The following is a 24,023-nucleotide window of genomic DNA, read 5'->3' as shown; positions in this document are numbered from 1 at the left end:
AAGAACGCCGGCGGGCTGCGGCACCGTGCTCGGTGCCGCAGCCCGCCGGATGCCGGACCGCATGGCAGATCGCGTGCCGCTTCTATGCCGGGTCGCAGGGTGTGCAGACACGTGCCGTGGGGACTCCGTCGGCCACGAGGTCGACGGTCTGCCACGCGATGGCCTTGCACAGGCGGCAGGCGACCGGGAGGCGCCGGCGCATGGACACAGGGGTCACCCGGTGGCTGCCATGGAGGTCCAGGGTCCTGGTGCCGGGGAAGGTCAGCGTGCGCCAGGCGGGGAAGTCGTGCTTGATCTCGACGCCGAGGACGTCGAGATCCACGGCTATGCCATCGACGCGGATGCGGTCGCCGGCCGCCAGTTCGCGGACCGCGACGGTCTCCGGCAGCCGTTCGGCGAGCAGTACTTCACGGGCGGTCATGGGCGTGGCTCCCTGGTGTTCGGCGTGGACTGGTTGGCAGGGGGAGGTGGCGCGCCGGCCGGGGCTTTGGCGCCGGTAGCGCGCCTGCTGTGCGAGCGCAGGCCCGGGGCACTGTCCCGGGACAGCGAGGGCCAAGTGCTGCCGTGTCCGCGGCGCCAGTGGATTGTGCGGCGAGCCGTGGCGGGAATCCCCCCCGGGCGGCGGGCGGGCGCACTGCCTGCCCGCCGGGTTCTGCGGCCCGGGCCGTTTACGGGGCCGGGGTGGCTGAGGGGCGCTGGACGCTGCCGGGCTCGAGCGGGAGGTATTCGCTGTACCCGGTCACGGCGTAGGTGACGCGCCACTCGCCGGTGTTCTCGGCGAGCAGCTCGTTGCCCCGGTACACCCGGTGCCAGGCGAAGTTCCACTGCACGAGCTCGACGGGGTCCGTGCCGTCGTCGCTGTCGAGGGTGGACTTCTTCACGTCGCCTATCTCGCCGATGCGGTACTCGGTGTAGGGGCCGGGGTTGAAGCGGTCCTGGATGAGCATGCCGGGCTCGAGATCGCGGGCCTTGATGTACGGCAGGCCGGTGGCCTCGCAGTCCGCGCAGACTCTGTTGGCGAAGTGGCGGTGAGACACGGAGGTCCTTTCTGGGGAGAGGGGGCCGCGGTGGGCCGGTGCGACCACAGCGCGCCGCATTCTGAGGCGGCGGCCTGAAGTTGGTCTGCGGTGTGAAGACGGGTGTTCTCCACCTCGCTATCTCTTAAGACTGTACAGGTGATCCGGGGTGTGCGTCAAGACTTAAGAAACATTCGAGGTGTTCCGGGCGCACGGCGGAGAGCGGGGAACGCCGATGGCCGTCAGCCGGCGGGACAGCCAGCCGGGCCACGGCATGGGCGGCGCGTCGTGGATGATCTGGTAGCCGCCTGCGGGAGTTGCGCTGCCTGCGGCAGGGACGTAGGCGTCGGCGCTTCGGATACCGATGCGCCAGCCGAGCACGCCGTCAGGGCCGGGGTCGGCGGCCGGGCACAGTCCGTCAGGGTGGGCGAAGTGCAGCTGCATGCCGCCGTCGGGCCGGGCGACGGTGAACGTGTCCGTCGGGTAGCGCTGGCCGTCCTCTTCGGCGAGGACGGCCAGGACGTCGAGCCCATCGACGACACCCGGCTGCTGTCATGCCGGGGGCGGGAGTTCGCCGGGCGGTGCCGCGGCGAGTTCGAGGACGACCAGGCCGGAGGCGCAGGGGACCAGGCCGATGTTGTGCGGTCCCTGGGTGTCCCAGAACCGGCCGATGCGCAGGGGGTTGGCGGTCGCGCGCTGCGCCCAGTCACGCAGCGCGGGTTCGGTGCTGCCGGGGCGCAGGGGGAAGAGGTGCCACCGGCGCCGGACCGCGTCCAGCGCGGCGGCTTTGAGCGCGTGGACAGTGGGGGAGTCCTCGGTCACGACGTCCTCGGGAAAGCGCCGGCCGCGGTCTCGGCCGGCGAAGGGTTGCGGATCGGCGGCGCCGGGAGCCGGTTCGAGCACCAGGCCGTCCGGCCCGGGCCCGCGGCGCGGCGGCACGCGGTGTAGTGCCTGGCGCAGCGGCTGTCCGCCAACGGCGGGAGGCCCGGGGGCTCCCCGCCGGGCGGTCGCCGGAATGGAAGCAGGGCCGGAGCGCGGACGGCGCGCCCCGGCCCTGGTCTTGCCTTGCTGCTACGCGGCGCTCAGGCAGTTGAGGGGGATGCCTTCGAGCTCGTCGCTGGGTCCGTTCGTGCGGCCGGTGCGGGAGTTGCTGTACCGGGTGGCGGAGGCGGCATCGAGGCTGAGGTGGGCGAAGACGACGCCCTTGCCGGTCTTGTCGAGCGCGCTCACGGTGCCGGAGAGGCCGTTGAAGTCCTTCTTCATGCCGTGGACGACGACGCCGTCGCCTTCACGGAAGCCGGATCCCACAACGGTGTCGAGGAGGGTGCGGCGCAGGTTGCGCAGGTGCGTGAGGACGTCGAGGTCGCTGACGGTGGCGGAGGCGGTGATGTAGGCGCAGACGGCGTCGGCGGTCATGCCGGTGGGCAACGGGTGTCCTTCCGTTAGGGGGTTGGGGTCAGCGGGGGAAGACGGTGCCGAGCGGCACGGTGACGGTGAACTCGGTGGCGTCCCGGGGAAGGCAGTACTTGGGGTAGAGGGCCAGGCGGTAGGTGGATTCGGCGTCCAGGAGCACGTTCGCGGTGCCGCCTGTGCGGGGGGCGCGGTACACGTGCTGAACAGTGCCGGTCAGCCCGGCGAGCTCGGCGGGCTTGATCTGGTCCAGGCGGACGTCCTGGCCCGCCGTGATGGACTGCATCCGCTCCTTGGCGAGCGTGGCCCGCCGCTGTTCCAGTGCTCCGGTGAGCAGTTCGAGGTCCTTCAGGCTGGCCTGGTCGGCGAGGAAGCGGGCGGCGTCGGCGAAGGTGACGGTCATACGGCTCCTGATGCGTGAGTAAGTGGTGGTTGCGGGGCACCCCGATCGGGGGCTGCTGGACTGACCGGGGTGGGCCGTTGCGTGAGGCGGATGGAGCTCCCTTCTGCCGGGCTGGCGGGAACCGGGGCGGGTCAGAAGGAGCAGGCGAGGCGGACGGCGTGGGCCAGGAGCGCAGCCGCGGTTCCCTCGCCGAAGGGCATGTCCCAGCTGATGGACGTGGTGGCGTCGCGGTGCCGGATCCGGCTGCGCCCGTCCTCGTGGACGAGCCCGATGGCGGGTACGCCCGCCAGGCGCTCAGGGAGCACGGGCGTGTTGGCTGCGGCGGCCACGGTGCCGTCGGCGGCGTCGCCCAGGTCGGCCGCCAGGTGCTGGAGGTCGTCGTCGGAGTGTGAGCAGCCGTGGCACGTCAGGAGAGCCAGGCGCGGCTGTCCCTGGCCGGCGTACAGCGCATGCCGGGTATGCGTCTCAAAGCGCCGGGTGCGCACGAGCGCGGCCGTAGCGGCCGGATTGCTGCGAACGATCCAGAATGCCTCTGCATCATCGTCGCGGAAGAACCAGCTGAAGCAGATGCCCGGGGAGTTGCGAAGGGTCCGCCAGTCCGTCGTGATGCCCAGGTCCCTGCCCGCCCAGGTGTGCACACGCAGGTCACTGCGCCCGGCGGCGTCGTTGACGAGGAACGAGCCAGGGGTCGGCGGCCACGGACGGATGCGGACCAGGACGAGCGGGACGTTCTCCGGCCAGGGCATGGGCCGGTGCTCACTCGCGCGCTGGTAGACAGAGCAGGTGGCGCAGTAGCCGCCGCCCGGCTTGGGGCAGCGCTCGTAGCCGCCCCAGCGCTGGCGCCCGGTCCGGGACTCGAACAGGGTCGGGAAGTTGGTCGGCAGCAGCCCGCACTGGTGCCGGGTGTCGAAGTGGGCGTTGAGTGAAAGGCGGTTCCATCCCTTGTTGTCCGGACCGCCGGGGCCGTATCCGTCGGCTTCGAGGAAGAGAGGCACAGCGAGGCGTCTTTCGTTGTGGTGTGACGGTGGTGAGGGCGCGGCGGCGGTGCGCCGCCGCGCCAGCCCCGGTGTTTACGCGGCGGTCCGCAGGGCCTTGCGGATCGCCTTGAGGTCTCCCTCAGCACTCCGCGCGCGCTTCCTCCACTGGTCGCGGTCCGCGACGGTCTTGGCGAGCTCCTCCGCGGTGGCGGCGTAGTCGGTGCGCAGCTTCTCGGCCTCCTGCGCGAGCGGGACGAGCTCGTTGACGGGGAGCGTCGACACGTCGCGGGGCAGGGGCCGCGCCTTGTGCGCCTTCAGGTGCGGGCGGACCCCTTCGGTGGTGTCGCGGGTGAAGTCGCAGTCGCCGTGGGCGCATCCGTAGACCTCGGACCCGTCTTCGAGCAGGAGCTTGCGGATCTGCTTGAAGTAGATCGTGTGGCCGCCGGGGCGCAGCGGGGACTCCGCAGGCTCGGAGCCGATGACCTCGAGGCCGTTGACGGTGGTAGCGGTCATGAGTTCGTCGTCTTTCGTCTGGTGAGGGTCTGATGGCCGACCGGCGCTTGCTTCGCCCGGGCGACATTGATTAATTTACGCCTCACGCGCCATGGTGTCAAGCCTTAAGAAGTGTTGATGGGTGTGGGGCGGGAAGAGCGGCGGCACGGCCGGGCCGGGCCCGGACGGTCCGTGGGCGCGGAGCCTTCCGCAAGGTTCCGTGCGCAGCGGCGCGCGACCCTGGCCCGCAGCGGCAGTGCCGGCCGGGCAGGACCGGCAGGCGGTACCGGCCCCTGTGCGCGGCCCGGCGGCGGGGTCCGAGGCGGTATCCACGGGGCCGGGAGTTGCGCGCAGGCCGGATATTCGGGGCCGGACCCGCCCGCGGGGGAGTGCGGGGCGGGTCCGGAGAGCCGCCCGGGACCGGGGGAGTAGGGGAAGGGCCCCGGGCGGCGGTCTGTCAGGCGGCGAGCGCCAGGAGGTCGTACGCCTTCTGCTTCATGCTGGTGACGGTGCCGGAGGAGGACAGCGACCGGGCGGCGCGGATCTCGCCGGTCTTGGCGGGGGCGTAGTGGTCGAGGTACTCGCCGACCGCGTTCCACGCGGCCCAGGCGGTGCCCCGGATGTTGGCCTGGGTGTCCGCGTCCTCGAACAGGCTGCGCAGCGTGGTCACGCGCACGAGGTGGTTGGTGCGGGTGCGCTTGCTCGGGCTGGTCGGGACCGGCCAGACCTTGTTCACGAGCTGCTCGAAACCGCCCAGGGTCATCGGCGTGTTCAGCAGGCGGTCCGCCTCGCGCTCGAAGGCCTCGCGGTAGTCGAAGAGAGCGAACAGGGCCTTGTGGACCGCCGTGATCTTCTTCTCGGCGCTGACGGTGTGGGGGATGGAGTGGGAGTACTTCGCGCCCCGGATCGCGATCTTCTGCATGTTGCCGCACAGCAGCCGGGTCGGGGTCAGGTGGACGCTGGACGCGGACGAGCCGTCGTGGCTGTTGAACACCGCGATGTTCAGGTCGTGGTGGTCGATGCCGCCGAGGTTGAGGACCTGGGGGAGCTGCATGGACAGGAACACCTTGCGGCCGCCCTGGAAGGCCCCGGCCCGGTCGAAGACGGCGCCGCTCTCCTTCGCGAGAAGGTCGAGCACCTCGGCGTGGGCCTCGTTCTGCACGGGGACGTACTTGCGGCCGACCGTGCCGAGGTAGTCGGTCTCGCCGGTGAGCGGGTTGGTGCGGACCGTGGCGTAGGAGTCGGGCATCTTCACGGTGGTCATGCTGTCCCCGGAGGTCTCGGTGGCCGTCACGCCCCCGATCTTGCGGACGTCCCACCCCCACAGGTGCGCCGACTTGAGGGCCTCCTCGGCGGTCTTCGCGCCGCGCACGCCGATGCCGAGCTCGGTCCAGGCGTCGGTCCGGTCGAGGGTGCGGCGCGCGGTGCCGGTGTTCGGGATCTCCAGGGCAACGGTCACGGGAAGCCACTCCAAGGGTTCTCGCCGGGGTTTCTGTCCGCCCCGTGCTGTCTCTTAAGACTGTACAGGTGAGAGTGGAGTAGTGTCAAGACTTAAGAAACGATAGGTTGTGGTGTCCGCACCGGCCGGAGGAGAAGGCGCACCGCACATGCGGCGCACGGCCGTCACCACGGCACCGCCGTGCGCCGCAAGGCGAACGCTGCTGGGTACGCGGAGAGTTGGCCGAGAAAGCAGAAGGAGAGAACGTTGTCCCGAGAAACCTCGAGCACCGGGCAGGCCCGCCCGGCGGTGGCCGTCGCGGTGGGAGTGGTCGCGCTGGTCGCGGCGGCGCTCTGTGCCGGCCGTCAGCCGGTGGTCTTCTGGCCTGCGCTGGCCTGCGTCCTGATAAGCACCGGCTGGCTCGCGCGGGACGCGTGGCGCCGGCGGAGGCGCTAGGAAAACCCGGTGCCGTCGCGGCGCCGGCCGCGGACCGGCTGCAGGGCGCGGTGCCGGGAACGGGGACGAGAAGGCAAGTGCGGGAAGTACGCGGGGTCCTGGCCCCGGACATGGAGCGGGGCCAGACGGCAGGGCCGAAGCCCTCCGCTCCCGTTACGGAAGCGGTTTGCAAGACCGTCTGGCCCCTTCACCGGACCCAAACACCTCAGAAGGAAAGCCCTCGTCGATGAATGGAAGGTGCGGCCACTATACCGAGGCCGCTACGGACCCGGGGTGCTGCCGACGCAGGCGCAGTGCCGGGCAGCGGCTGGTTGCATGCGCCGAGAACGCGGCGGAGTCCACCGTGCCCCGGCCTCGTACAACAGCCGTGTGGCGTTGCTGGTTCACCCGTTGCTCGTTCGTGGGGATCGTGTCCTGACCTCTCAGGAGGACTGCTCTGGCGGGTCCGGGAGCATCCCGTGCCGCTTGAGCCAGGCGCGCACCTGCGCGGTATCGCGCGCGCCGGTCTCGTCCGGCTCCGGGAACGGGTTGCTGCCCGTGTGCTTCTCGGCGAGGTGGCGGAGCTTGTGCCGGGTGATGCCGAGCTCCGTCGCGAGCGCGGTCGGCCGCAGCCTGTCCGGTGTCCCGGGCGGCCAGCTGCCCTCGCGTACCAGCCGCTCCACTTCGCCGAGGTCGTCGAGGCCGGTCACCTCGGCGAGCCACTGAAGGGGGACGTCCTCGCCCTCTGCCAGGGCCACGCGCGCGCGTTCCAGGACGTCCCGCTGCCCATAGGTGAGTCCGGCCTCGTCGCGCGGGGCCGAGTCCTCGTCCTGCTCCTGGTCGTGGACGGCCAGCAGCCAGGCGCGCACCTTCGGCCACTCGCGCCCGCCGTCCGGCGTCGGGTCCGGGAGGGGGGCGTCACGACGCAGCAGCCACGCCCGGACCGCCGCCCATTCACGGTCGCCGTGTGCGTCGGCGGGAGGGAAGGGGTCGGTGTCCCGTTCGGGCGTCATGTGGTACTGAACGGCACGGGGGCTGACCTGGAGAATCCCGGCGATCTCCGCGACGCTCAGCCGGGTGCGTTCCGGCCGGGCGCTGCGGGCGGCGGCGGTGACGTCGCGAGGCCCCCGGCGCTCTGTCCCGGAGAACGGCTGCTTGATGTACCAGGCGAGCACTTCGTCGCGGTCGCGCAGCTGGGTCCGGCCGGAGGGAGGGCCGGACGGGCCGGGGAACCCCAGCTTCTTGTTGTTGATCCAGTTGCCGACCCCGGCCGTGGTCCGGCCGGTCGCCTGGGCGATCTGCTTGGTGGTGATGCGCTGGGGCAGCTCGGCGAACGCCTTCTCCACATCGCGCGGGCTTTTCATGCAGGGCTCCAAGAAGCGGTGGTGGCCCGCTGTCCCGGCAGGGACAGCGAACCTCTAACGGTAGCGGCATTATTTTTCTCAAGGTGTGCAATGGTCCTTGTGTGTGAGGGGTGGCCCCGCGTCCTGGCGGGCTGCGGGGCAGTGCCGTGAATGAATCTGCGGGACTCGAACCCGTTCTGCCCCCGGGGCGGGGGAGTGCACGCCTACACCGGATTCCAGAAGGTCACGAGCCTTCCTTGGGCCCGAGGCGGTGATCGGCCACCTGGGCTCGTTCGTGGGGCGGTGCCGGTTTCCCGGCGCCGCGAACAAGTATTAATTTACGCTACAAGAGCTAACGTGTCAAGACTTAGGACGTGGTTCGTTGATCCCGGAGAGAGTCACGGGCCCGTCGGCGTGGCGGGCAGGGCCGCGGCCCAGTGGGCGAGGGCGGTGAAGTCGGCGGGGCCGAGGCCGGCTGCGGGATCGACGTGATGCAGCAGAGCCGGCCCCCGGTGCCGGCGGGCGACGTGTTCGCGGTCGGCCGGGCGGATCTGGTCGTCCACCCATGCGAACGGGCGTCCGCCGGCCTGGGTGACGAGGTCGGGCGCCTTGGCGAAGGCTCCGTCCGGCCAGGCGGCACTCGGACTCCAGGTCACGACAGGCAGTGAGGGCAGTCCGATGCGCGGTCCGATCCACGAGTTCGCGTCCTCCTCCCAGGTGGTGGCCCAGACGAGCTCGAACGGCAGGCCCATCAGCTGCAGCCCGTGCCCGGGGTTAAGCCACACGGTCAGGGGACGGATGTAGGAGCGGGGCTTGCCTGCGTGCTCGGCGACCCAGCTCTCGGGGAGCATCCGGTGGCGTACGTAGCCGTGCGCCCGCAGGAACTCGGCGGGGGCGACGTAAGGGTTCAGGGGACCGTCGACGTCCAGGAACAGCAGAGGTTTGGGCATGGCCGGGTGAGCCCTTCAGTTCGGGAGCGGTGGTCCAGGTGCTGCCGGGCGGCGGGGCCCCGGGCGCAGGCGGCCAGCCGCACCCGTGCCGGTTGTCCTCGGAGCTACCGGGATTCGCCGGCCGGGCCAGGAGCCGTTCCGGCGAGGATCTCGCGGGCCCGGTCGATGTGCTCGCCGGCTCCGTCGGACACCCGGGAGGCCGCCTCGTCCAGCCACTCGGCGGCCGCGGGTCCGCGCGGGTCGCCGCAAGCGGCCAGGGCGTCGGCGCAGGCGGTGATGAGAGCGTGAACGGCGTTCAGAACGCCTGCATCCGGATCGCGGTGGTCGTGCAGCGAGCGCAGCGCATCGGCGAGTTCGCCGGCACCCGAAGCGGCACGGGCCGCGGTGCGGAAGCGGTCCGCCCCGGCGCGTATCTGCGCCAGGGCCGCCGCCATCTCGTCGGCGGGAGCGGGCATATCTGAAGTCCTTTCGAACGAAGCACAGTCCGGCTCCGGCGGGCGGCCGCGCACTCAGGCGCGGCGCCCCAGGGCCGCCCGCCGCCCCGAGCGCCGGTCGAGCGGGGGCACTTGGGAAGGGCGGGCGCTCAGCCGGGGACGCGCACGAGGTTGATCGCGGAGCAGCGGGGGATCCCGTGGCGGACGCGACCGGCGACGGTCACCGTGACCGGGCGGGGGCGGCACTGGTCGGGCGTGCCGTAGCCCGCGAGGAGCGGGGCGGTGACGACGCGGACGTCGTGCTCCGAGGGGCCCCCGGTCCAGCTGACGTCGATCTCCCACGACTTCTTCCCGCGGCCGCAGCGGACCGAGAAGGCGGCACCGGGGAACGTCTCGCGCAGCTGCTTGCGCAGATGCGCGGCGACGTACTTGGTCACCAGCCAGATACCGGCCTGGCCGAGCTCCTCAGGGGTGGGGACCGGGGTGACGGAGGTGTGCCGCACGTGGATGAGCCCGGGCTGGCCGTCGGCGGTGCGCAGGGCGTAGCGGGTGGCGCGGAGGCCGAGCAGGGTCTTGTAGGTGCACTCGTGGCAGTTGCACGGGTGCACGGTCCACTGGCCGTGGAGCTCACGGACCGTGCCGTGGTACCGCACGCGGGCGCCGGGGGACAGGCGCAGGTCCCGGTAGGCCTTGTTGAGCTGCTTCGCGCGGCGGATGGCGGAATCGTGGGTCATGCGAGGGCTCCCTGGCTCGGTTCGGATCACGGTGGCCGTCCGGTGCTTGCTCACCGACCGACAATCGTTAATTTACGTTATGAGAGCGATCTTGTCAATGGTGGCACCGCCCGAGCCCTTCTCGGGCCGGGCAATCCTGCGGTGGGCGAAGTCGCGACGGCCCCGCCGGCGCGGATGCGCCCCTCGGCGAGACGGCGCCGCAGCCGTCTGCGTCCGACTGCAGGGCACGTCGGTGCGGGGCGGGAGGGCCCTGCGGGCGGTGGACTCGGGGTCAGCCGCGGTCGCCGTGACCGAAGGCGGAGCGGGGCGCGCCCTCCGTCGAGGGGCCGGTGCGCCCGGGTGGCGCTTCTCGTCGGCGTGGTGCTACCTGGGACGGGGTGGTGCGGAGCCGCTGGAGGGGCGCAGCAAGTGTCACGGATGCTGTCACGTACGGCTGTCACGCCCAGGAGCGTGACAGCCGTGACCTGCGAAAATGCCGCCTTGCCCCCGTACGGCGCTTGCTGCGCCGCGCGGGAGCAAGGGGCGTGACGGGCCCGCACGGCCCGGGTTGGTGCGGGCTGTGCGGTGTCCGGTTCAGGCGCCGACGAGGTCGTGACGCTCCAGCGCGATCCAGTCGAGGTCGGTCTCGACACGGATCGTGCCCGTGTCCTGGTCCTGGCATATCAGGTCGACCGCGAAGGCCAGTTCTGCCGTCTCGGAAAGGAGCCGGGTAAGCGCCAGCCAGGGCTCGGAGAAGACGCCCAAGATGCGGCCTCCTTCTCCGGGCTCGCCCCGGGTGACGATCCAGACGCAGGAGTCTGCCGTGATGGGCGCGAGTTTCGCGGCCATGATGTGGTGCATGTGTGCCTCCTGATAGGGGGTCCTGGTGTCGACCTCGGCGCTTGCTTCGCCGGCGGCCTGTACCTTTAATTTACGCTACAAGGGCGGAGTGTGTCAAGCTTTAGGAATCGCCTTGGTGGCGGTTGAAGGTCTGGGCGACTGGTGTCGTGCAGCTGCGCCCGCGCCCGCGGTCCCGGCGTCATCGAGGCCGGCGGGCTTCAAGGAGGCATCAGCGGTGGTCATCCGGCTCCCCGGTGAGCGGGTGCCCGGCCGATGCGGCGTCAGCCTCTTCCCCTGTATCCGGCGTTGTCGCGCAGCGGGTCGCCTTGTGGTGTGCGACCTGCTGCAGGCCGCACAGAGCCAGGAAGGCGGCGACCAGGGCGTAACCGGCGACGGTCGGGGCGGGTACCGCCGCGTTGCTGTGGTCGTACGCCGCGCTCACGATGAAGCCGACGACGGCCAGCAGGTACGCCACATCGCTCAGGACCGCGACAACGGACCACCCCGGCCGGGCCGCGAGAGGCGCGCCGTCCTCCTCGGGCAGGAGGATTCCGTACACGTCCGTATTGCGGATGAGCCTCATCATCGCGACGTTGACCACGCCGAGCAGCGCCAACAACAGCCACATGGGGCCGCCGCCGAAGAATCCGGCCAGCAGGAGCGCGGGCAGCATGGCGACGAGCACCAGGGCGTGAAGGGCGGGGCACCAGCGGTGCGGACAGAACTGGGTCGGCTGGTGTTCGCCGGGACCGTTCATGCGGGGCAACTCCTTGTGCGTGCGGAAAGTGCGGTGATGGCCGTCGGGCGGCCCTGGGGCCGCCCGACGCGGTCCGGTGCGCGGCACCGCGCACCGGACCGGGGCTGGCGGGCCCGCAGTGATGCCGGGGCCGAGCTTCCGGCGCGGCGCCACTGCGCCACCTCGCCTCAGCCCTTGCGGGTGAGGTGGGTGAGCCCGTTCTGCGCCCGGCCCAGGGCGTTGTCGATCTGCTGCGCATACAGGGACGCGGCGTTCAGTGCGTCAAGCGTCGGCCGGAGGCGGTCCTCCACGCTGACGCTCTGGGCCGCCTGCGGGGCGAGACTCAGATGCCCCTCGCTGTGCATGCGCGTCAGGGCCTCGGAGACCTGCTGGAACGCGTGCACCTGCCGCTGCGCCAACGCGCCGAGCGTGCTGAGCAGGGCGTCGGCGTCGTCGGGGTGCGCGATGCCCTCGTGTCGCAGAGCGGTGTTCAAGGCAGCGGCGACGGAGCGGAGCTGCTCGCCGATCTCCGACAGCGAAGGGGTGGTGGTGTTCATGCGATGCCTCCTGGCGTCCGGGTCGTGGTGGCCGGCGGGGCGCTTGCTTCGCCCGCCCAAGCAAGTATTAATTTACGCGACACGAGCGCAAATGTCAAGGGTTAGGAAACGTCGGGGTTTGTGGCTGTTCCCGCCGGGCACGGACCCCGGGCCCGGCGGCGGGGCCCGGGGAGTACCGGCTCACCGCCGGGAGCGGCTGCGGTGCGCGCCGTGGTGAACCACACCCAGGAGCGCCAGAACAGCCACGGCGGACAAGCCGCCGGGAGTGGCCAGCAGGTCTGCCCCGCTGCTCCCGCACAGGGCGGCGACGAGGAAGGCGGCGATCAGGAGCACGAGCAGGGCGTCGGTGGCGGATGCGATGGCTGCCCGGGCGGAGCCGCCGGACGGGGCGTGTCCCTGGCACCGGCGATCGCGCGCGCCGTACAGGAACATCCCCAGCCCCAGGCTGGCGACGCCGAGCAGGCTCAGCAGGATCAGCGACGGCGCGCCGCCGAAGAGCGAGGGGATGGCGGCGAGCGCGGCGCCCCGCAGGAGAAGCGTGCACCGGCGGTGCGGTGCGCGGGCCCAGCGGTGATGCGTGGTGCGGCTCATGGTTCATGTCTCCTGGTAGGCGGTGTCCGGCAGGCGGCGGGCCGCTCCCCGGCGGTCGGGGAGCGGCCCGCTCTTGTCAGGCGCGGGGCATGAACGCCGTCACGTCGAAGATCTGGACGCGGTAGCCGCGCAGTCCCTGCCGGTAGCCGTGGTTGCGCCACTGGGCGTAGTGCTTGGCGGCGTCGTTGCGCAGGAACGCGGCCCGGGTGCTTTCGACCTGCGGTCCGGGCACGCGGTAGTTGGTGGCGACGGTGTAGCCGTACTCGTCGATCAGCCGCACTTCGTAGACGCCGCTGGGGAGGACGTTGGCGAGCGTGAGCATCCTGGCTCCTCGTGAGATGGGGTCATGGTGATCGGCGGGCGCTTGCCTCACCCGCTCCTGTAGGAATTAATTTACGTCGTGCGAGCGTAAGTGTCAAGGGTTAAGAAACGTCGGTGGTTGGGATTGCCGCACCGCTCGACGCCTGGGCTAGTGCGCGGCGGAGCCCGGCTGCGCGACGGCCGCGAACGTGTCGACGGCTTCGCCTGCGGCCCGCACGGCGTCGGCGGCCTGCTGTGCCGTGGGCGGGTACGTGTTGCGGACGGCGTTGACGCTCCCCAGGGCGGCGAGCAGCGCCCAGTAGGCGGCGTTCCACGCCCCGGCATCGGATTCGGTGCCGTCCGTCGAGGCATGCACCGCGAGGCGGGCGAGGGAGTGTGCGAGCGCTGCGGCCGGTCCGGTCGAGCGGGGAGCTGCGCCGAACGCCTTCAGCGCCGACTGTGCATCGTCGATCAGCCGGACGGCGGGCGGGGTTGCGTCGGGGGAATCCATGCCGAAGGCGCCTTCCTATGTGCGGAGATCCGGGTGGGCGGGCCGTCGCGGGGGTGCGCGGCCGTGCAGCGCGGCCCGGGCGGGGGCGGTGGCCGCCCGGGCGGCCACCGCCGGGGTCTGGTCAGATGACCCGCATGCCGAGGAGGCGGGGGGTGTCGTCGGGGGTGCCGCACCACAGGTCCTTGCAGTCGGGGCACCTGGCGTGCGGGCAGCCGCAGTCGTCGAGATTGAAGACGTGCCACCCCTTGTTGAACGCCGCGTCCTCGTCCTCGTCGTAGACGTACGGCGAAGGCTCGCCACAGTCCCCGCAGGTGATGAATTCGACGTCCAGGGCAGACGGCAGACCGGACTCGAAGGGGGCGGTGAGAAGGGCGGTCATGCGGGCGCTCCTGTCCTGGATGGGTCGCGGCGGCCGGCCCGGGTGCTTGCTCACCCGTGCCGACAATCATTAATTTACGCTAAGCGAGCCCATGCGTCAAGACTTAAGAAATGCGCCCTGCCTGGATGCCCGCTGGGGCCCGTCCTGCACGCGGGCGGGCCCCGGCGGGAGGCGGTCACTCGACGGTGATCTGTCCGGCCTCTATGGCGTCCATGACCTGGCGGAGCTGGTCCCAGCGGGTGACACCGCGGAAGTGGCGGTGCTGGTAGGTGAAGGGCGTCACCTGCCAGTGGTACTCGTTGCCGGTCTCCTGCTTGACCAGGGCCAGGGCCTTGGCCTCGACCCCTTCGGGCCGGTCGCGCTCGTAGGTGAAAAGGTCCGTGAGGGGGCGGATCTCGACCAGCTCGCCGCCGTCGGCGGCGATCAGCAGGGGCTCACGCTGGTTCATAGAGTCCGTCATGCCGTCGAAGTCCGAGCCCTGCCACGGGTCGCACACCTCGCGCACCTGGTCCACGGAGGGGCCGCCGGTCCACCGGATGTCGAGGTACGCATGGTCGCTGCCCCGCCCGCACCGAACCGAGATCTTCTGGCCCGGGAACGTCTTCTTCAGCTGCGCGCGCAGATACTTGGCGACCGCGCGCGAGTCCCAGCGCTCCACCCGGTAGCGCGGACGGACCACGGGAGTCAGCCGGACCGCCGTCCCGTTCTGCTCAATAACAATGACGCCGTTGTCGTCGGCCGCCGCGTCGCAGCCGGGCCGCCACGCCAGACGCTGCGCCGCGCCTGCGGTGAGCTCCTCCTCTCCGCGAGTGCGCGCGGGGGTCCACTTCTTGTCCCCGGTCTTGGCGTGCTCTGCGGTGTACCGGTTGGCGAGCTTGTGGCCGTGCGTAAGACGGGTCCAGCCCTCGACGGGCGTGAGCCGGAAGGCCGGGCCGTGTGCGGCGTAGACGACGACGGTGCCCGTCTCGTCGACGATGCCCAGTCCGTCCGTGGCGACGAGGGTAAGGGTGGTGATCTGCTCGGCACCTGCGCCGGAGATCGTGCCGTCCGGCATCACCAGGCCGGTGACGTCCTCCCACCCGGCGGCGAGGTCACGGTGCACCGCGACGGTGTAGCGGGCGGCCCGGTTCGGCAGGGTGACGTGGCCGTCGGCGTTGAAGGTGAGGCGGTGCATGGTAGCTCCCTTGCGTAGTGAATGGGTCGCGGTGGCCGGCGGCGCTTGCCTCGCTCGCCGACAGTCATTAATTTACGCAACGTGCGCAGGGGTGTCAAGTCTTAAGCAATGAAGATGCCTGCGATTCGGCGGCGGCCGTGCCGCGAAGTCCGCACCCCTGCTGTAGAGGGTTGCGGCGGCCGGGCGTCGCCCCCTGGCGGCGCGTGCGCGGCGAAGCGTCGAGGGTGTGGACTTTCACCGACGCCGCGATCGCGGCGCCGCAGCGCCTCGCTTCGCCGCGAGGCTGCGCAGTGTCGCCACTTCTTAAGTCTTGACACTGATGCTCGCGATGCGTAAAATAGTCCATGAAGGGGCGGGCTCCGCGCGAACGGCCTGTAGGCGTAGCTGGCCCAGACGGCCCCCCCCGAAAGACGACCGACCTAGCACCTGGAGTTGTTGATGTCGCCGCTTTCTGACCGTGACTTCAAGCTGTCGATGCGCGTAAGCCGGAAGGGAAATAAATACGAGGACGGCTCTAAGCTCAGAAATCTGCTCGTCCACCGTCTTCGCTTTGCACGCAAAGCCGTGCTCCGTATTCCTCTGAAGAAGAACCTTGCCACGGCCGGTATAAATACCTATTCGGTGCACTGCGAGCCGTGTGGAAAGTGATTCGGACTCCCGGAGTGGGGTGAGGAGGTGGAATGCCCTCGCTGCAACCAGATCTTTGCCTTGGAGCTCGTCGTTTTTTCCGCGATCACGAACCCGGGGAATTGAGGGGACTGGCTGCTTGCAGCCCGCTGCAGCGCCCCGGACCCTGACAGCCCCCGGGGGTGTGCTGCACTCGGCTTCCGGATGGGCAGTCGTGTGCAGCGTCATGACGCTGCACACCCGGAAAACGGCTGCTGCAATGCCGCCGAGTGATCATGTTGCAGGAAGTCCCCGGGGGCGTCGGCTGCTGCGTGCGGCTCAAGCGACAGCGACCCGGAGGAGCGGGGCAGGAAGCGCGACCCCGCCCGCTGGAACTGCTCGCGCCACCGCTCGCGGGCGAGTGCGACAAGCACGCCGGTTGCCTGCCGGGCTGGGGACTTCAGCGGCTGCGAGACGAGGCCGGCGGGCTCAGCCACCGATGTTGCCCCGTGTCACGACGACGGCGTCACGCCCCCTGTCACGCCCCTTGTCACATCGCAGGAATACTCGCCCTGACCTGGGAAGACCCTCCGCTGCGCGGCGTACGTCATCTGCACGTGACAACGTGACAGCCCCGCTGCTGGCCAGCGGGAGAACCCGCCTCAGCCCACCTGGGACTCAGTGCCCCGCCTGCCGTTCCGCCGCTCCGTGCGCCGTACGGCCCAGTCCGCAGTCGGCTGAGGCAGCAGTCCGCCGCTCGGAGCCCGGGCAGCGGACAAGCGCCTCGCCCGGGCAGCCGTTCGGCGCGGCGCTGCATCCTGACTGCTGCTTCACGGAGACGCCCGGGCGCCCTCTCGTGACATCTGCAGCAGCACATGTACCCCGCAGATACTGGCCCTCCCGCGGGCTGCTGCAGCGACCGACCAGGCGTCGCAGCCACGTGCAGCGCGCCAGTGCAGCACTGCTGCTCCGGTCGGGCACGCTGTCGCTGCTGCACTGATGCGGGTACAAGATGGGCTGCAGTCGAAGCAGTTGCTGCAAGACCGTGATGTTCGGCCGGCTGGTCCAATAGGTGCAGCCTCTCCCGCTCCATCCGGTGGAGAAGTAGGCCTGCAAGGGCGCGAGAGGTGCTGGTGCGGAGCTTGCCCTATCGAACTGGCCGTGAAAGATGGCGGTGCGGCTGAAGACGACAGTATTTCGAGTATTCCGGAACACGGGGATGCGCTCGCGCCTGCCGTGACGCCGTTCAAGACGCAGAGCAGATCAACGTATTCTTCACAGCGCCATTCCGCGAGCCTGCGGTCCGTCAACTGCACGGCGCTCGTCGACGCTGGCGCGGGCTTCTGGGGTCAGCACATCTTGGCCCAGAACTTGGCCTCCATGTGTCCGTACTCGGTGACGAGGCGGCGCATGTGGGGGAGCCCGTCCCGGGCGGCTATCGCCTTGAACGCGCGGAGTAGGGCCACGCCTCCGGAGTGGTTGACCAGGGCGGCGACGTCCTCGACCGTCCCCTGCCCGTCATAGACGCGGGTGACTACCTGGCCAGGGGTCTCGCTGGGGTCGATGGTCGAGAACTTGATGTCCCAGACGGACTTGGTGGTCATGACTGTCTCCCTTGTGGCAGGTACGGGTGGTGTTTGGTCGGGTACTTGCTCACCCCTCCAACAGTTATTAATTTACGCAACATGAGTAAGTGTTGTCAAGCGTTAAGAAGTCAATCAATGGTGCTCCGGCCCGGCGGGCTCCGGTGCGGCCCCGGCATAAGGCAGGGCCTCGACGGTGAGGGCCCCGCGTGACGGGGGCCCGGCCGACGGGATGGATCACGAAGGGGAGGTCAGTCCTGCGGAGACGGCCTGTTACCGGAGGCCAGCGTCGTGATCGTGGTGCGGGTGTGGTCGGCGGCGACGCGGCCGGCCCACAGCAGACCGCACGCGGACGGCACGCCCTTCAGCTCGGCCAGGCGCTCCCGCTCGGTGCCCGCAGGCCGGCCCGTGCGGCGCCACGGCGACAGCAGGGCGATCACCGTCCCGAGGGCGGCCCGGATCTCCTCGTGGTCGGGGTCGTACGCCCGGACCCACTCGCCGTGCTCGTCCCACAGCGGCCCGCGGCCATCGCTTTCGTGCAGCAGCTCCGTCGGCCGGGCTGTCAGTGCGGACAGCGCGGATTCCGCGCGGGAGAGCACGGTGCGCACCTCAGTCAGTGCCCGGGACACCTCGCGGCCGCGTGCGGCTGGCTGCTCGCCGGCCAGAGCGAGGAGACCGGCCGCCACCTGGCCGACGGAGTCCGGGGGGACTTCCACGAACGGGCCCTGGCCGCGGTGACTGGTGGTGGTGAGGGCGACGGCCGTGTCGCCGTCGGGCTCGGTGGCGGTGCGCTGGGCGTACAGGGAGCTGCCGCTGGGGGCGGTGTACCGGAAGTCGGTCGGGTCGGGGGTCATTTGTGTGGGGCCTCCTGGAGTCCGGGTGCGTGCGTCATGCGTGCGTGGCTATCGATTGGGGCGACGGCTGCCGCCTCACGACGGCCGGCGCCTGCTGGTCGTGCGAGGTGATGTGGTCGGCTTGCCGCTCGCCGGGGACGGTCGCCGTGCCCGCCCCCGGAGCGTTGTGGGGCTATGCGGCCAGGAGGGGCGCGTACGGAGATTCACCGTGACCGGCTTCCTCGATGGCCCGGTGTTCCCGGCGGTGGGCCTCGGCTGCGGCACGCGCCTGCCGCAGCGCGGACAGGCGGGCGTTGCTGAGTCGCCATCTGCTCGGTGCGGGCGGTGCCGAGGGGACCGGGAAACGGGACGGCGACGTAGTCGCCGACCATCACCGTGTCGTAGTACTCGACGTGCCAGCCGGTCCCGGTTGTCAGCATGATGCCGAGCAGGTCGCCGGTGGTGCCGAGGTAGACCTTGGTCCCGCGGATTCCCAGACCGCCCGGTGTGAGGGTGTCGGTGATCCACTCCCACTCGTCGGCCTCGGCGACCGTCATGTCCACCAGGACCAACGGCACCTGCTCCTCGGTCCAGGTGGCGGCATCGAACTCGTGGGCCTGGGCGAACCGGATGCTCGTGGCAACGGGGGCGTGGCGGGCGAAGAGGCTGGGCATCGGGACTCCCTCTCGGTGTTGGGGCTGGGTGGTCGGCTCGGGTGCTCGCCTCCCAGCGCATAGTCATTAATTTACGCACTATGCGCGATCGTGTCAAGGGTTAAGAAACGTGGGAGTGTGTGCCCTTCAGCTGCGCTGCGCCCCGCCGGCTCGCGGCTGCTGTGGGCGGGTTGAATGCGCTGCGCCCATGGTCGTGTTGGTGTGGCCGTTCGGGGGTACGGTCGGCCTTGTCCGGCCGGGGTGTCGACTTCGGCGGTTGCTCCCACCGTGACCCCGTCTGCCTCGTCGGCGCGGCCGCCCCTGCCGTCCTGTGTTCTCGCTCCGCCCCGCGTCCGGTCCGGCCTGTCGGCATCCCGGTTCGCCGGCCGCTTGCCCTGGATCCGGTCGGCTGCGAGTGGTGCCGTCTCGGGCGGGATATGCCCGGCGGCCTCCGTGCGTACGGCGGACGGTTGCAGCCATCCCGCAGGGTGTCGGGGGCGTCCTGGTCCTCGTCGACGTCGTCGCCGGCGCCGACGGCCGGTGTCTCGTTGCATGTTCGGGCGCCCGTCCGACGTCGCGGCCTCCCCTTCGGGCGGCTGATTCAATCCCGGCGTTTCCTAAGTCTTGACAGTCTGGCTCGCGATGCGTAAATTAGTTATTGAGCCCGCGAGGGAACGCCTTTAGGAGGACTGCCGCATGTCGCACCCCGTCTTCGCCGACGATGAGTTTCCGGTCAGCGTCCTGCCGGACTACCCGGAGGACTTCCACGAGGGCGACGGATACGACTGGATCGAGTCCCTGCCCGCCGGGTGGACGGATGTTCCCCTCTGGGGCGTGGACGGCTGGGACCTCGGGGCCTACCCCTACAGCGTGGTCGCCCACTACAACTGCCCGCTCGGCGTCATCTACGGACTCGCCACCTTCACCGAGGGCGACGTCACCGTCCGCGCCTACGGCTCCCGCGAGGCCCGCGACGCCGAAACCGACGAACTCGCTCTCAGCCTCTGGCGCTACTGGAAGAACGGCCCGGACAACCTCCCCGCCAAGAACACCGCGGCCGCCGACATCCCCACCCGCTTCCGCGGCCCCTACCGCGCAGCCTGACCCCACACCACGCCGCCGCCCCTGCCCCAGGAGGAAGTCCCGATGGTCATCGACTGGTACCGCAACAAGACCTATCAGTGCCCGCAGTGCCGCCACGACACGGTCGCGAACCCCAGCAGCTGGGAGGTGTACACATGCTGCAACTGCGGCACCCGCTTCGCGCGCTACCCCCGCCTCCAGCGCCTCCTGCGCCATGTCGGCATCACCTGCGACTTCTGCACTGAACATCACCCCGTGACCCTCGACGGCAAGGCCTTCGGATTCCTGCGCCGCCGTCACACCGGCGTCGGCATGGACGCGGAGCACACGCACGAGGCGTGGCTGTACGACACCGACGAGGTGCCCGACCACCGCGACCGCGTCCGCTACCTCAACACCCGCGCCAGCCGCGCCGAGGCCATAGCCGATCTCGCCCACTGGCACAGCATGTTCGGCCCCGTCGAGGACGACCTCAGCCCCGTGCTCGCCGTCGTCGCAGACCTCGACTTCGACAAGTACAGCCACGCGTCGCCCGCCACCGAGGAGCAGAGCAACGGCCTCATGGACGGCACGCTGGAGGCCTACGGCATCGGCGTCCTGCGCGCCTACACCCGCCCCCACCGTCGGCACGGACAGTTCTACGCCGACACCGACACCTTCACCTGGGGCCTGATCGCCCCCACCGGCCTGGAGGGCATCTACACCCGGCAGCTGCCCAATGAGCTGTCCCCGTTTCACCCCGGCGTCGAATAGGCGCCTGCCGCCCGCGGCGCTCGCCCGTGCAGGCCAGTTGACCGCTGGCCTGCACAGCCCAGGCCTCGCTGCCCTGGTCCCGGCCATTTCTTCGGCTACCGCACCGACCACCCGATGCTGCGCGTCTTCTCCTACACCGCCGACAGCCCCGACCCGGAGGACGAGCTGTGGCGTGCTGTTGAGCTGTTCAACGCGGACCTGGAGATGCTCGCCGGTGCCGACCGCGCGATCGCGGCCGCCTACCGTCTGCGGTGCCTGCGCTCCTTCTCCACCGGTGACGGGTTCAGCGTCCTGCCCCACGAGGGCAGCGTGGAGACCTTCTGGGTCAGCAACGGCTTCGGCCTGCTCCGCCAGAACGGTCCGTTCCCTGTGCTCGGCCTGGACGGCGAGCACGGGTCACAGCCCCTCGGCGGTCACGTCACCTACCTGATCCCCGCCGTGGACGACCTCGTCCGCGAGGGCCTGTTCGAGATCGGGGGCTCCGCCGAGGAGGCCGTGGCGGTGCACCACGGGGTCGCCGTGGGCGACATCGTCGTCCTCGCTGGCCCAGGTAGATCGGCCCGGGCCCCGCCCGCGCCGTGGCTGCGGGTGCGTTCGTCCTGCTGCCCGCGGCACGGCGTGCCGCTTTCGCCGTCCGGCCCTGACTCGCACGCGGCTGCGGCCGAGGGTCGGCGCCCTGCCGTCCGTTGGTCTGGTTCCTGTTCGGCGTGTTCGGGTGTTCTGGTCCGGTGCTGGCGTGTCGGGGCATCCCCCCTGACGTTTCTTAAGGCTTGACAGATATGCGCGTGGCGCGTAAATTAGTGAATGTCGGGCGAGGCAAGCGCCCGATGCCACCGCGACCGCCCGGAGATCCACGTGAACGTCCCGCTCCCTACCTCCCTTGAATGCCTCGCCGCCCTGATGACGCAGCACGGATGGGAGGTTTCCTGGCAGCGGAAGCACGGCGAAGCGCGCGTCGAGGGGAGCCGGAGGGGTGGAGCTGCCGTGATGGCCACGGCGCGCTACACGCTCAAGAAGGGCTGGGTCACCCGGTTCTACGTGATCGGCTCGCTCGACGACGGATGGACGGAGTGGGCACGCGTCCGGCGCTCCGACCTGCTCCACTTCGTCGCCACGAACCTCCTCCCCCTCGACGCCCCCCGCAGGACCGTGAGCGAATCCAAGTGTCGCTGCCGCAAGACCGCGCAGCCGACCCAGTGGCGCGCCCTGTACCTGCTGGCAGGTATCCGGCTCGAGCGCCTGAGCACCCGGGGTGCCGAAGAGGAGAAGCGGGTCTACCGGTGCCACCATGACGCCCGGCGCTGGCACCACACGTCGCAGGACGAGCGCACCCCCGGCCCCTGGCACGGGGCTGCGGCCGCCCTCTGAGCGGCCGCGCCCTGACCCCGTACCCCGTGCGAACCCATAGCACCGAGGAGCCCCACCCCATGTCGACCCGGACTCCCCTGAACACCAACGGTCACGACCTCCTGCCCAAGCGCACTGACAACGTGATGGTCGTCGCCGAGCCCGGCGAGGAGCCGATGGTGGTGGGCGCTCACTGGCGCTGCGCCACCTGCGACGAACGGCCCACGTACGTCCTGCGCGACGGCACCGTCCACGTCCAGGACCCGTGCCCCTATCTGATGGGCATCACCACGGAGATCACCCTCGACGTGCCCTCCGGGAAGCTCATCGTCACCGACGATCTGCGCGACGTCTACGACGTCGACTTTGACGCGGGCGCCTCCTATTCCGATCGGCGTCGTCCCATGCGGCCGGTCCACCGGGCCTGCTGCGCTCTGCCCTCGGCCGCTCCGGTGAGGCCGAAGCCGGCCCCGCGCGCGGTTTCGACAAGTGCGCTGCAAGCACCCCCTTCGCGGACCTCCCGGCCGCAGCATCTGGGAGCTACGGTGCCATATCTTAAGGCTTGACAAGATTGCGCATTGTGCGTAAATTAGTGAATGTCGGGGGTGTCGCCCATGGCGCCCCCCTTTGAGAGGAATAGCCCCGTGAACGCTCTTTCCGAGTCTGAGCAGGCCCGCGTCTTCGCCGGTGAAGTCGACAAGCTGATCGGCCAGTTCAAGGCGGACGGCGGCCCGGACTCCCAGCAGTCGGTCGACTACCTGATCCTGATGCGTGCGGAGCTGCTGGAGTTCGCCGACAACCCGGCCGAGCCCCGCCTGCGTCGCGGAGTCGAAGAGCACATCAAGAACTTCATCGGTCTTGCCGCGCAGGCCAAGCGCCGCGCTGGGTGAACGCCACCGGGCCGCTGGAGAGGAGCCGTCGCCGGAACCGGCAGTGCTCTGCCCCGGGTCGGCTGGGCTGGTCCGCCGGGCCCGGTGCGCTGCGGCTGGGGCGGCGCCGAGTGGGCGCTGCGTCCGGCGTTCCCGCGCGGCCGCGGCGCCGTCTGCTGCTGCGCCCACGCCCCGACGAGCCGCCGCGCGCAGCTCGATTTCATCCGCCGTTTCGCCACTTGGCATGCCGTGCCTGCCTTGCCCGGGCGCGGCCTCGAACGAAGGAGTAACCACGTGCAGATGACCGAGGGCATGAAGGCCGCCCAGGGTCCGCAGCCGGGCGGGAACCTGCTGGCGGTGACGTCCCGCAAGCCCGCTTCCAACCGGTGCGTGCACCACCGCTACGCCCGCAACGACACCGTCGGCGACCCGGTGGCCGCCTGCGCCGCGACGACGTCCGGCGACACCTTCGGCGTCCTCATCGACGAGGGCCTGACCGGCTCTTTTGGCTGCGCCGTTGAGGCCGCCAACGAGGCCGCCCGCCTCAACGGCAGGTACGACATACCCGGTGATCCCTTCTTCACCTGGGCGCTGTTGTGCGCCGAGCATCACGAGCAGCCCGCCGGCGACTGCGCGGCGTGTGCCGCGGACGGCACCGGGGGAGAGCCGGTCGGTGGCGGTGAGAAGAACGGACCGGACACCGGCGTGCCCGGTGCGCAGTTCGTCAGCGGCCGCGCCGTGTCTGCCGACGGCGCCACCCGTACCGTCGCGGACACGGGGCCGGTCAACTCCGGCGCGCCCGCGGCGCACACCCACAGGACAGGAGAGGTCATGACCCCTACGCCCGATGCGCCCGCGCCCTTGGTGAGGGTGACGCAGTACACCGTCACCAGCCTCCCGGAGGACCTGCCCGAGGCCTTCGCGTTCGACATCACGGTCGAGTACCGCGGCTGCGGCCGGTGGGCGGTGAAGTGGTCCGGGATGTGCCTGGGAACTGACGGTGAGTGGGAGAGGGAGCCCCGGCCCTCGGAGCGCGAGGAGGACTGGCTGGCCGCGCACCGCTTCGACGAGCAGACCGCGCTGCGCCTTGCCCGCCAGGCTGTCCCGCACCTGATGGTGAACGGCTGCACCGCGGCCGACCTCGTGCGCCTGCACGCGCAGCGCCAGGACCGGAACCGCCCCTGACCGCTCCTGCCCGTGCCCCGGGAGGGGTCCGGCCCCGCTACCCCGGTGCCCCTGCTGGCGGTGAACTGTCCGAGGTGGCGGTCGCGGGCGCGGCGCAGCTGGGTCGTGCGGCCCCGTTCCGCTGTGGGCCGGGTCGGCTGCAGCGGGTGCTCCGGCCGGCGCTGTTCTTCCATCGCCGTGGCCGTCGTCGTGCCGCGCCCGCGCCGTCCGCTGGCGTCGTGTTGCACCGTCCGGACCCGGCCCGCACGCGGCCGCTGCTGAGAGGCCGGCTGCCAGTCCGGGTCCCGCTCGGCGTGTTCGGGTGTTCTGGTCCGGTACTGACGCACCGGGGCGCACTCTCTTATTTCTTAAGACTTGACATTCGTGCGTGTGGTGCGTAAATTAGTTCTTGCCGGTCGGGGTCGCCCCGCCG

30 protein-coding genes and 1 pseudogene are annotated in these 24,023 nt (G+C 70.6%); 8 read left to right on the top strand and 23 right to left on the bottom strand.

Translation table 11 applies throughout. The features are described 5' to 3' along the window. Positions 1-82 precede the first annotated feature (82 nt). The 8 genes and pseudogenes from AB8735_RS38850 to AB8735_RS38815 form a co-directional block, all read right to left on the bottom strand. Positions 83-421 (bottom strand): hypothetical protein, encoded by a 339-nt coding sequence (locus AB8735_RS38850; protein ID WP_372412559.1) that lies wholly within the window; start codon positions 419-421, stop codon positions 83-85. A gap of 247 nt (positions 422-668) precedes the next feature. After that, positions 669-1,037 carry a hypothetical protein gene (locus tag AB8735_RS38845; protein ID WP_372412557.1) on the bottom strand — a complete coding sequence of 123 codons (369 nt, stop codon included), beginning with the start codon at positions 1,035-1,037 and terminating at the stop codon, positions 669-671. Between the two features lie 162 nt (positions 1,038-1,199). Then, positions 1,200-1,838, bottom strand: a pseudogene (locus AB8735_RS38840) (bifunctional DNA primase/polymerase). Between the two features lie 249 nt (positions 1,839-2,087). Beyond that, positions 2,088-2,444 carry a hypothetical protein gene (locus AB8735_RS38835; RefSeq protein ID WP_372412556.1) on the bottom strand — a complete coding sequence of 119 codons (357 nt, stop codon included), beginning with the start codon at positions 2,442-2,444 and terminating at the stop codon, positions 2,088-2,090. Positions 2,445-2,472: 28 nt separating this feature from the next. Continuing rightward, on the bottom strand, positions 2,473-2,829 hold the full coding sequence (locus AB8735_RS38830) for a hypothetical protein (protein WP_372412554.1): 357 nt from the start codon (positions 2,827-2,829) through the stop codon (positions 2,473-2,475). A 131-nt stretch (positions 2,830-2,960) separates the two neighbouring features. After that, positions 2,961-3,824: a hypothetical protein gene (locus AB8735_RS38825; protein WP_372412552.1), complete on the bottom strand. Its 864-nt coding sequence runs from the start codon at positions 3,822-3,824 to the stop codon at positions 2,961-2,963. A 75-nt stretch (positions 3,825-3,899) separates the two neighbouring features. Beyond that, entirely contained in the window at positions 3,900-4,319 is a 420-nt protein-coding gene (locus tag AB8735_RS38820; RefSeq protein ID WP_372412550.1) for a hypothetical protein, read from the bottom strand. Between the two features lie 436 nt (positions 4,320-4,755). Further along, entirely contained in the window at positions 4,756-5,757 is a 1,002-nt protein-coding gene (locus AB8735_RS38815) for a DUF932 domain-containing protein (RefSeq protein ID WP_372412548.1), read from the bottom strand. Positions 5,758-6,003: 246 nt separating this feature from the next. Between AB8735_RS38815 and AB8735_RS38810 the strand changes: the two genes are divergently transcribed. Next, a complete protein-coding gene (locus AB8735_RS38810; RefSeq protein WP_372412547.1) occupies positions 6,004-6,192 on the top strand; it encodes a hypothetical protein in 189 nt (62 codons plus the stop codon). Between the two features lie 422 nt (positions 6,193-6,614). On the opposite strand, the gene AB8735_RS38805 is transcribed toward AB8735_RS38810, so the two are convergent. The 15 genes from AB8735_RS38805 to AB8735_RS38735 all read right to left on the bottom strand — a co-directional run bounded on the left by AB8735_RS38805 (position 6,615) and on the right by AB8735_RS38735 (position 18,395). After that, positions 6,615-7,535, bottom strand: a complete 921-nt coding sequence (locus tag AB8735_RS38805) for a hypothetical protein (protein WP_372412546.1) — start codon at positions 7,533-7,535, stop codon at positions 6,615-6,617. A 377-nt stretch (positions 7,536-7,912) separates the two neighbouring features. Beyond that, complete coding sequence (locus AB8735_RS38800) at positions 7,913-8,464, bottom strand: hypothetical protein (protein WP_372412544.1); 552 nt, start codon at positions 8,462-8,464, stop codon at positions 7,913-7,915. A 104-nt stretch (positions 8,465-8,568) separates the two neighbouring features. Further along, on the bottom strand, positions 8,569-8,919 hold the full coding sequence (locus tag AB8735_RS38795; RefSeq protein ID WP_372412543.1) for a hypothetical protein: 351 nt from the start codon (positions 8,917-8,919) through the stop codon (positions 8,569-8,571). Positions 8,920-9,047: 128 nt separating this feature from the next. Beyond that, entirely contained in the window at positions 9,048-9,632 is a 585-nt protein-coding gene (locus AB8735_RS38790; protein ID WP_372412541.1) for an LPD29 domain-containing protein, read from the bottom strand. A 573-nt stretch (positions 9,633-10,205) separates the two neighbouring features. Further along, entirely contained in the window at positions 10,206-10,472 is a 267-nt protein-coding gene (locus AB8735_RS38785; protein WP_372412540.1) for a hypothetical protein, read from the bottom strand. Positions 10,473-10,680: 208 nt separating this feature from the next. Continuing rightward, the gene (locus AB8735_RS38780; protein ID WP_372412539.1) at positions 10,681-11,208 is read right to left on the bottom strand and encodes a hypothetical protein; all 528 of its coding nucleotides are present in this window, start codon (positions 11,206-11,208) and stop codon (positions 10,681-10,683) included. Between the two features lie 167 nt (positions 11,209-11,375). Further along, the gene (locus AB8735_RS38775) at positions 11,376-11,744 is read right to left on the bottom strand and encodes a hypothetical protein (protein WP_372412537.1); all 369 of its coding nucleotides are present in this window, start codon (positions 11,742-11,744) and stop codon (positions 11,376-11,378) included. Between the two features lie 180 nt (positions 11,745-11,924). After that, positions 11,925-12,335 (bottom strand): hypothetical protein, encoded by a 411-nt coding sequence (locus tag AB8735_RS38770; RefSeq protein WP_372412535.1) that lies wholly within the window; start codon positions 12,333-12,335, stop codon positions 11,925-11,927. A gap of 76 nt (positions 12,336-12,411) precedes the next feature. Next, on the bottom strand, positions 12,412-12,657 hold the full coding sequence (locus AB8735_RS38765) for a hypothetical protein (protein ID WP_372412534.1): 246 nt from the start codon (positions 12,655-12,657) through the stop codon (positions 12,412-12,414). Between the two features lie 147 nt (positions 12,658-12,804). Further along, entirely contained in the window at positions 12,805-13,146 is a 342-nt protein-coding gene (locus AB8735_RS38760; protein ID WP_372412532.1) for a hypothetical protein, read from the bottom strand. Positions 13,147-13,267: 121 nt separating this feature from the next. Then, complete coding sequence (locus tag AB8735_RS38755; RefSeq protein WP_372412531.1) at positions 13,268-13,525, bottom strand: hypothetical protein; 258 nt, start codon at positions 13,523-13,525, stop codon at positions 13,268-13,270. Positions 13,526-13,700: 175 nt separating this feature from the next. Continuing rightward, positions 13,701-14,699, bottom strand: a complete 999-nt coding sequence (locus AB8735_RS38750; RefSeq protein WP_372412529.1) for an LPD29 domain-containing protein — start codon at positions 14,697-14,699, stop codon at positions 13,701-13,703. A gap of 1,955 nt (positions 14,700-16,654) precedes the next feature. Further along, positions 16,655-16,909, bottom strand: coding sequence for a hypothetical protein (locus AB8735_RS38745; RefSeq protein ID WP_372412527.1), 255 nt, complete (start codon positions 16,907-16,909; stop codon positions 16,655-16,657). A gap of 230 nt (positions 16,910-17,139) precedes the next feature. Continuing rightward, complete coding sequence (locus AB8735_RS38740) at positions 17,140-17,742, bottom strand: hypothetical protein (protein ID WP_372412525.1); 603 nt, start codon at positions 17,740-17,742, stop codon at positions 17,140-17,142. A gap of 203 nt (positions 17,743-17,945) precedes the next feature. After that, positions 17,946-18,395, bottom strand: a complete 450-nt coding sequence (locus AB8735_RS38735) for a hypothetical protein (RefSeq protein WP_372412524.1) — start codon at positions 18,393-18,395, stop codon at positions 17,946-17,948. 675 nt (positions 18,396-19,070) lie between these two features. Here AB8735_RS38735 and AB8735_RS38730 point away from each other — a divergent pair. The 7 genes from AB8735_RS38730 to AB8735_RS38700 all read left to right on the top strand — a co-directional run bounded on the left by AB8735_RS38730 (position 19,071) and on the right by AB8735_RS38700 (position 23,611). Further along, entirely contained in the window at positions 19,071-19,478 is a 408-nt protein-coding gene (locus tag AB8735_RS38730) for a hypothetical protein (RefSeq protein ID WP_372412522.1), read from the top strand. Positions 19,479-19,520: 42 nt separating this feature from the next. Then, entirely contained in the window at positions 19,521-20,210 is a 690-nt protein-coding gene (locus tag AB8735_RS38725) for a hypothetical protein (protein ID WP_372412520.1), read from the top strand. A 114-nt stretch (positions 20,211-20,324) separates the two neighbouring features. After that, complete coding sequence (locus AB8735_RS38720) at positions 20,325-20,984, top strand: hypothetical protein (RefSeq protein ID WP_372412518.1); 660 nt, start codon at positions 20,325-20,327, stop codon at positions 20,982-20,984. 213 nt (positions 20,985-21,197) lie between these two features. After that, positions 21,198-21,578, top strand: a complete 381-nt coding sequence (locus AB8735_RS38715; RefSeq protein ID WP_372412516.1) for a hypothetical protein — start codon at positions 21,198-21,200, stop codon at positions 21,576-21,578. A gap of 59 nt (positions 21,579-21,637) precedes the next feature. Further along, complete coding sequence (locus AB8735_RS38710; RefSeq protein WP_372412515.1) at positions 21,638-22,123, top strand: hypothetical protein; 486 nt, start codon at positions 21,638-21,640, stop codon at positions 22,121-22,123. 78 nt (positions 22,124-22,201) lie between these two features. Further along, on the top strand, positions 22,202-22,447 hold the full coding sequence (locus AB8735_RS38705; protein ID WP_372412513.1) for a hypothetical protein: 246 nt from the start codon (positions 22,202-22,204) through the stop codon (positions 22,445-22,447). A gap of 273 nt (positions 22,448-22,720) precedes the next feature. Beyond that, positions 22,721-23,611 (top strand): hypothetical protein, encoded by an 891-nt coding sequence (locus tag AB8735_RS38700; protein WP_372412511.1) that lies wholly within the window; start codon positions 22,721-22,723, stop codon positions 23,609-23,611. Positions 23,612-24,023: the final 412 nt, after the last annotated feature.

It is taken from the genome of Streptomyces luteireticuli, assembly GCF_041519305.1.
GTDB classification, from domain to species: Bacteria; Actinomycetota; Actinomycetes; order Streptomycetales; family Streptomycetaceae; genus Streptomyces; species Streptomyces luteireticuli.
This window is presented reverse-complemented; position numbering and strand designations above follow the sequence as displayed.

Excerpts from the sequence above, each read along its gene's own strand:
- AB8735_RS38850 (WP_372412559.1), bottom strand. The coding sequence starts at position 421 with ATGACCGCCCGTGAAGTACTGCTCGCCGAACGGCTGCCGGAGACCGTC.
- AB8735_RS38830 (WP_372412554.1), bottom strand. The coding sequence starts at position 2,829 with ATGACCGTCACCTTCGCCGACGCCGCCCGCTTCCTCGCCGACCAGGCC.
- AB8735_RS38820 (WP_372412550.1), bottom strand. The coding sequence starts at position 4,319 with ATGACCGCTACCACCGTCAACGGCCTCGAGGTCATCGGCTCCGAGCCT.
- AB8735_RS38805 (WP_372412546.1), bottom strand. The coding sequence starts at position 7,535 with ATGAAAAGCCCGCGCGATGTGGAGAAGGCGTTCGCCGAGCTGCCCCAG.
- AB8735_RS38800 (WP_372412544.1), bottom strand. The coding sequence starts at position 8,464 with ATGCCCAAACCTCTGCTGTTCCTGGACGTCGACGGTCCCCTGAACCCT.
- AB8735_RS38795 (WP_372412543.1), bottom strand. The coding sequence starts at position 8,919 with ATGCCCGCTCCCGCCGACGAGATGGCGGCGGCCCTGGCGCAGATACGC.
- AB8735_RS38790 (WP_372412541.1), bottom strand. The coding sequence starts at position 9,632 with ATGACCCACGATTCCGCCATCCGCCGCGCGAAGCAGCTCAACAAGGCC.
- AB8735_RS38785 (WP_372412540.1), bottom strand. The coding sequence starts at position 10,472 with ATGCACCACATCATGGCCGCGAAACTCGCGCCCATCACGGCAGACTCC.
- AB8735_RS38780 (WP_372412539.1), bottom strand. The coding sequence starts at position 11,208 with ATGAACGGTCCCGGCGAACACCAGCCGACCCAGTTCTGTCCGCACCGC.
- AB8735_RS38775 (WP_372412537.1), bottom strand. The coding sequence starts at position 11,744 with ATGAACACCACCACCCCTTCGCTGTCGGAGATCGGCGAGCAGCTCCGC.
- AB8735_RS38770 (WP_372412535.1), bottom strand. The coding sequence starts at position 12,335 with ATGAGCCGCACCACGCATCACCGCTGGGCCCGCGCACCGCACCGCCGG.
- AB8735_RS38765 (WP_372412534.1), bottom strand. The coding sequence starts at position 12,657 with ATGCTCACGCTCGCCAACGTCCTCCCCAGCGGCGTCTACGAAGTGCGG.
- AB8735_RS38760 (WP_372412532.1), bottom strand. The coding sequence starts at position 13,146 with ATGGATTCCCCCGACGCAACCCCGCCCGCCGTCCGGCTGATCGACGAT.
- AB8735_RS38755 (WP_372412531.1), bottom strand. The coding sequence starts at position 13,525 with ATGACCGCCCTTCTCACCGCCCCCTTCGAGTCCGGTCTGCCGTCTGCC.
- AB8735_RS38750 (WP_372412529.1), bottom strand. The coding sequence starts at position 14,699 with ATGCACCGCCTCACCTTCAACGCCGACGGCCACGTCACCCTGCCGAAC.
- AB8735_RS38745 (WP_372412527.1), bottom strand. The coding sequence starts at position 16,909 with ATGACCACCAAGTCCGTCTGGGACATCAAGTTCTCGACCATCGACCCC.
- AB8735_RS38740 (WP_372412525.1), bottom strand. The coding sequence starts at position 17,742 with ATGACCCCCGACCCGACCGACTTCCGGTACACCGCCCCCAGCGGCAGC.
- AB8735_RS38735 (WP_372412524.1), bottom strand. The coding sequence starts at position 18,395 with ATGCCCAGCCTCTTCGCCCGCCACGCCCCCGTTGCCACGAGCATCCGG.
- AB8735_RS38730 (WP_372412522.1), top strand. The coding sequence starts at position 19,071 with ATGTCGCACCCCGTCTTCGCCGACGATGAGTTTCCGGTCAGCGTCCTG.
- AB8735_RS38725 (WP_372412520.1), top strand. The coding sequence starts at position 19,521 with ATGGTCATCGACTGGTACCGCAACAAGACCTATCAGTGCCCGCAGTGC.
- AB8735_RS38720 (WP_372412518.1), top strand. The coding sequence starts at position 20,325 with ATGCTGCGCGTCTTCTCCTACACCGCCGACAGCCCCGACCCGGAGGAC.
- AB8735_RS38715 (WP_372412516.1), top strand. The coding sequence starts at position 21,198 with ATGGCCACGGCGCGCTACACGCTCAAGAAGGGCTGGGTCACCCGGTTC.
- AB8735_RS38710 (WP_372412515.1), top strand. The coding sequence starts at position 21,638 with ATGTCGACCCGGACTCCCCTGAACACCAACGGTCACGACCTCCTGCCC.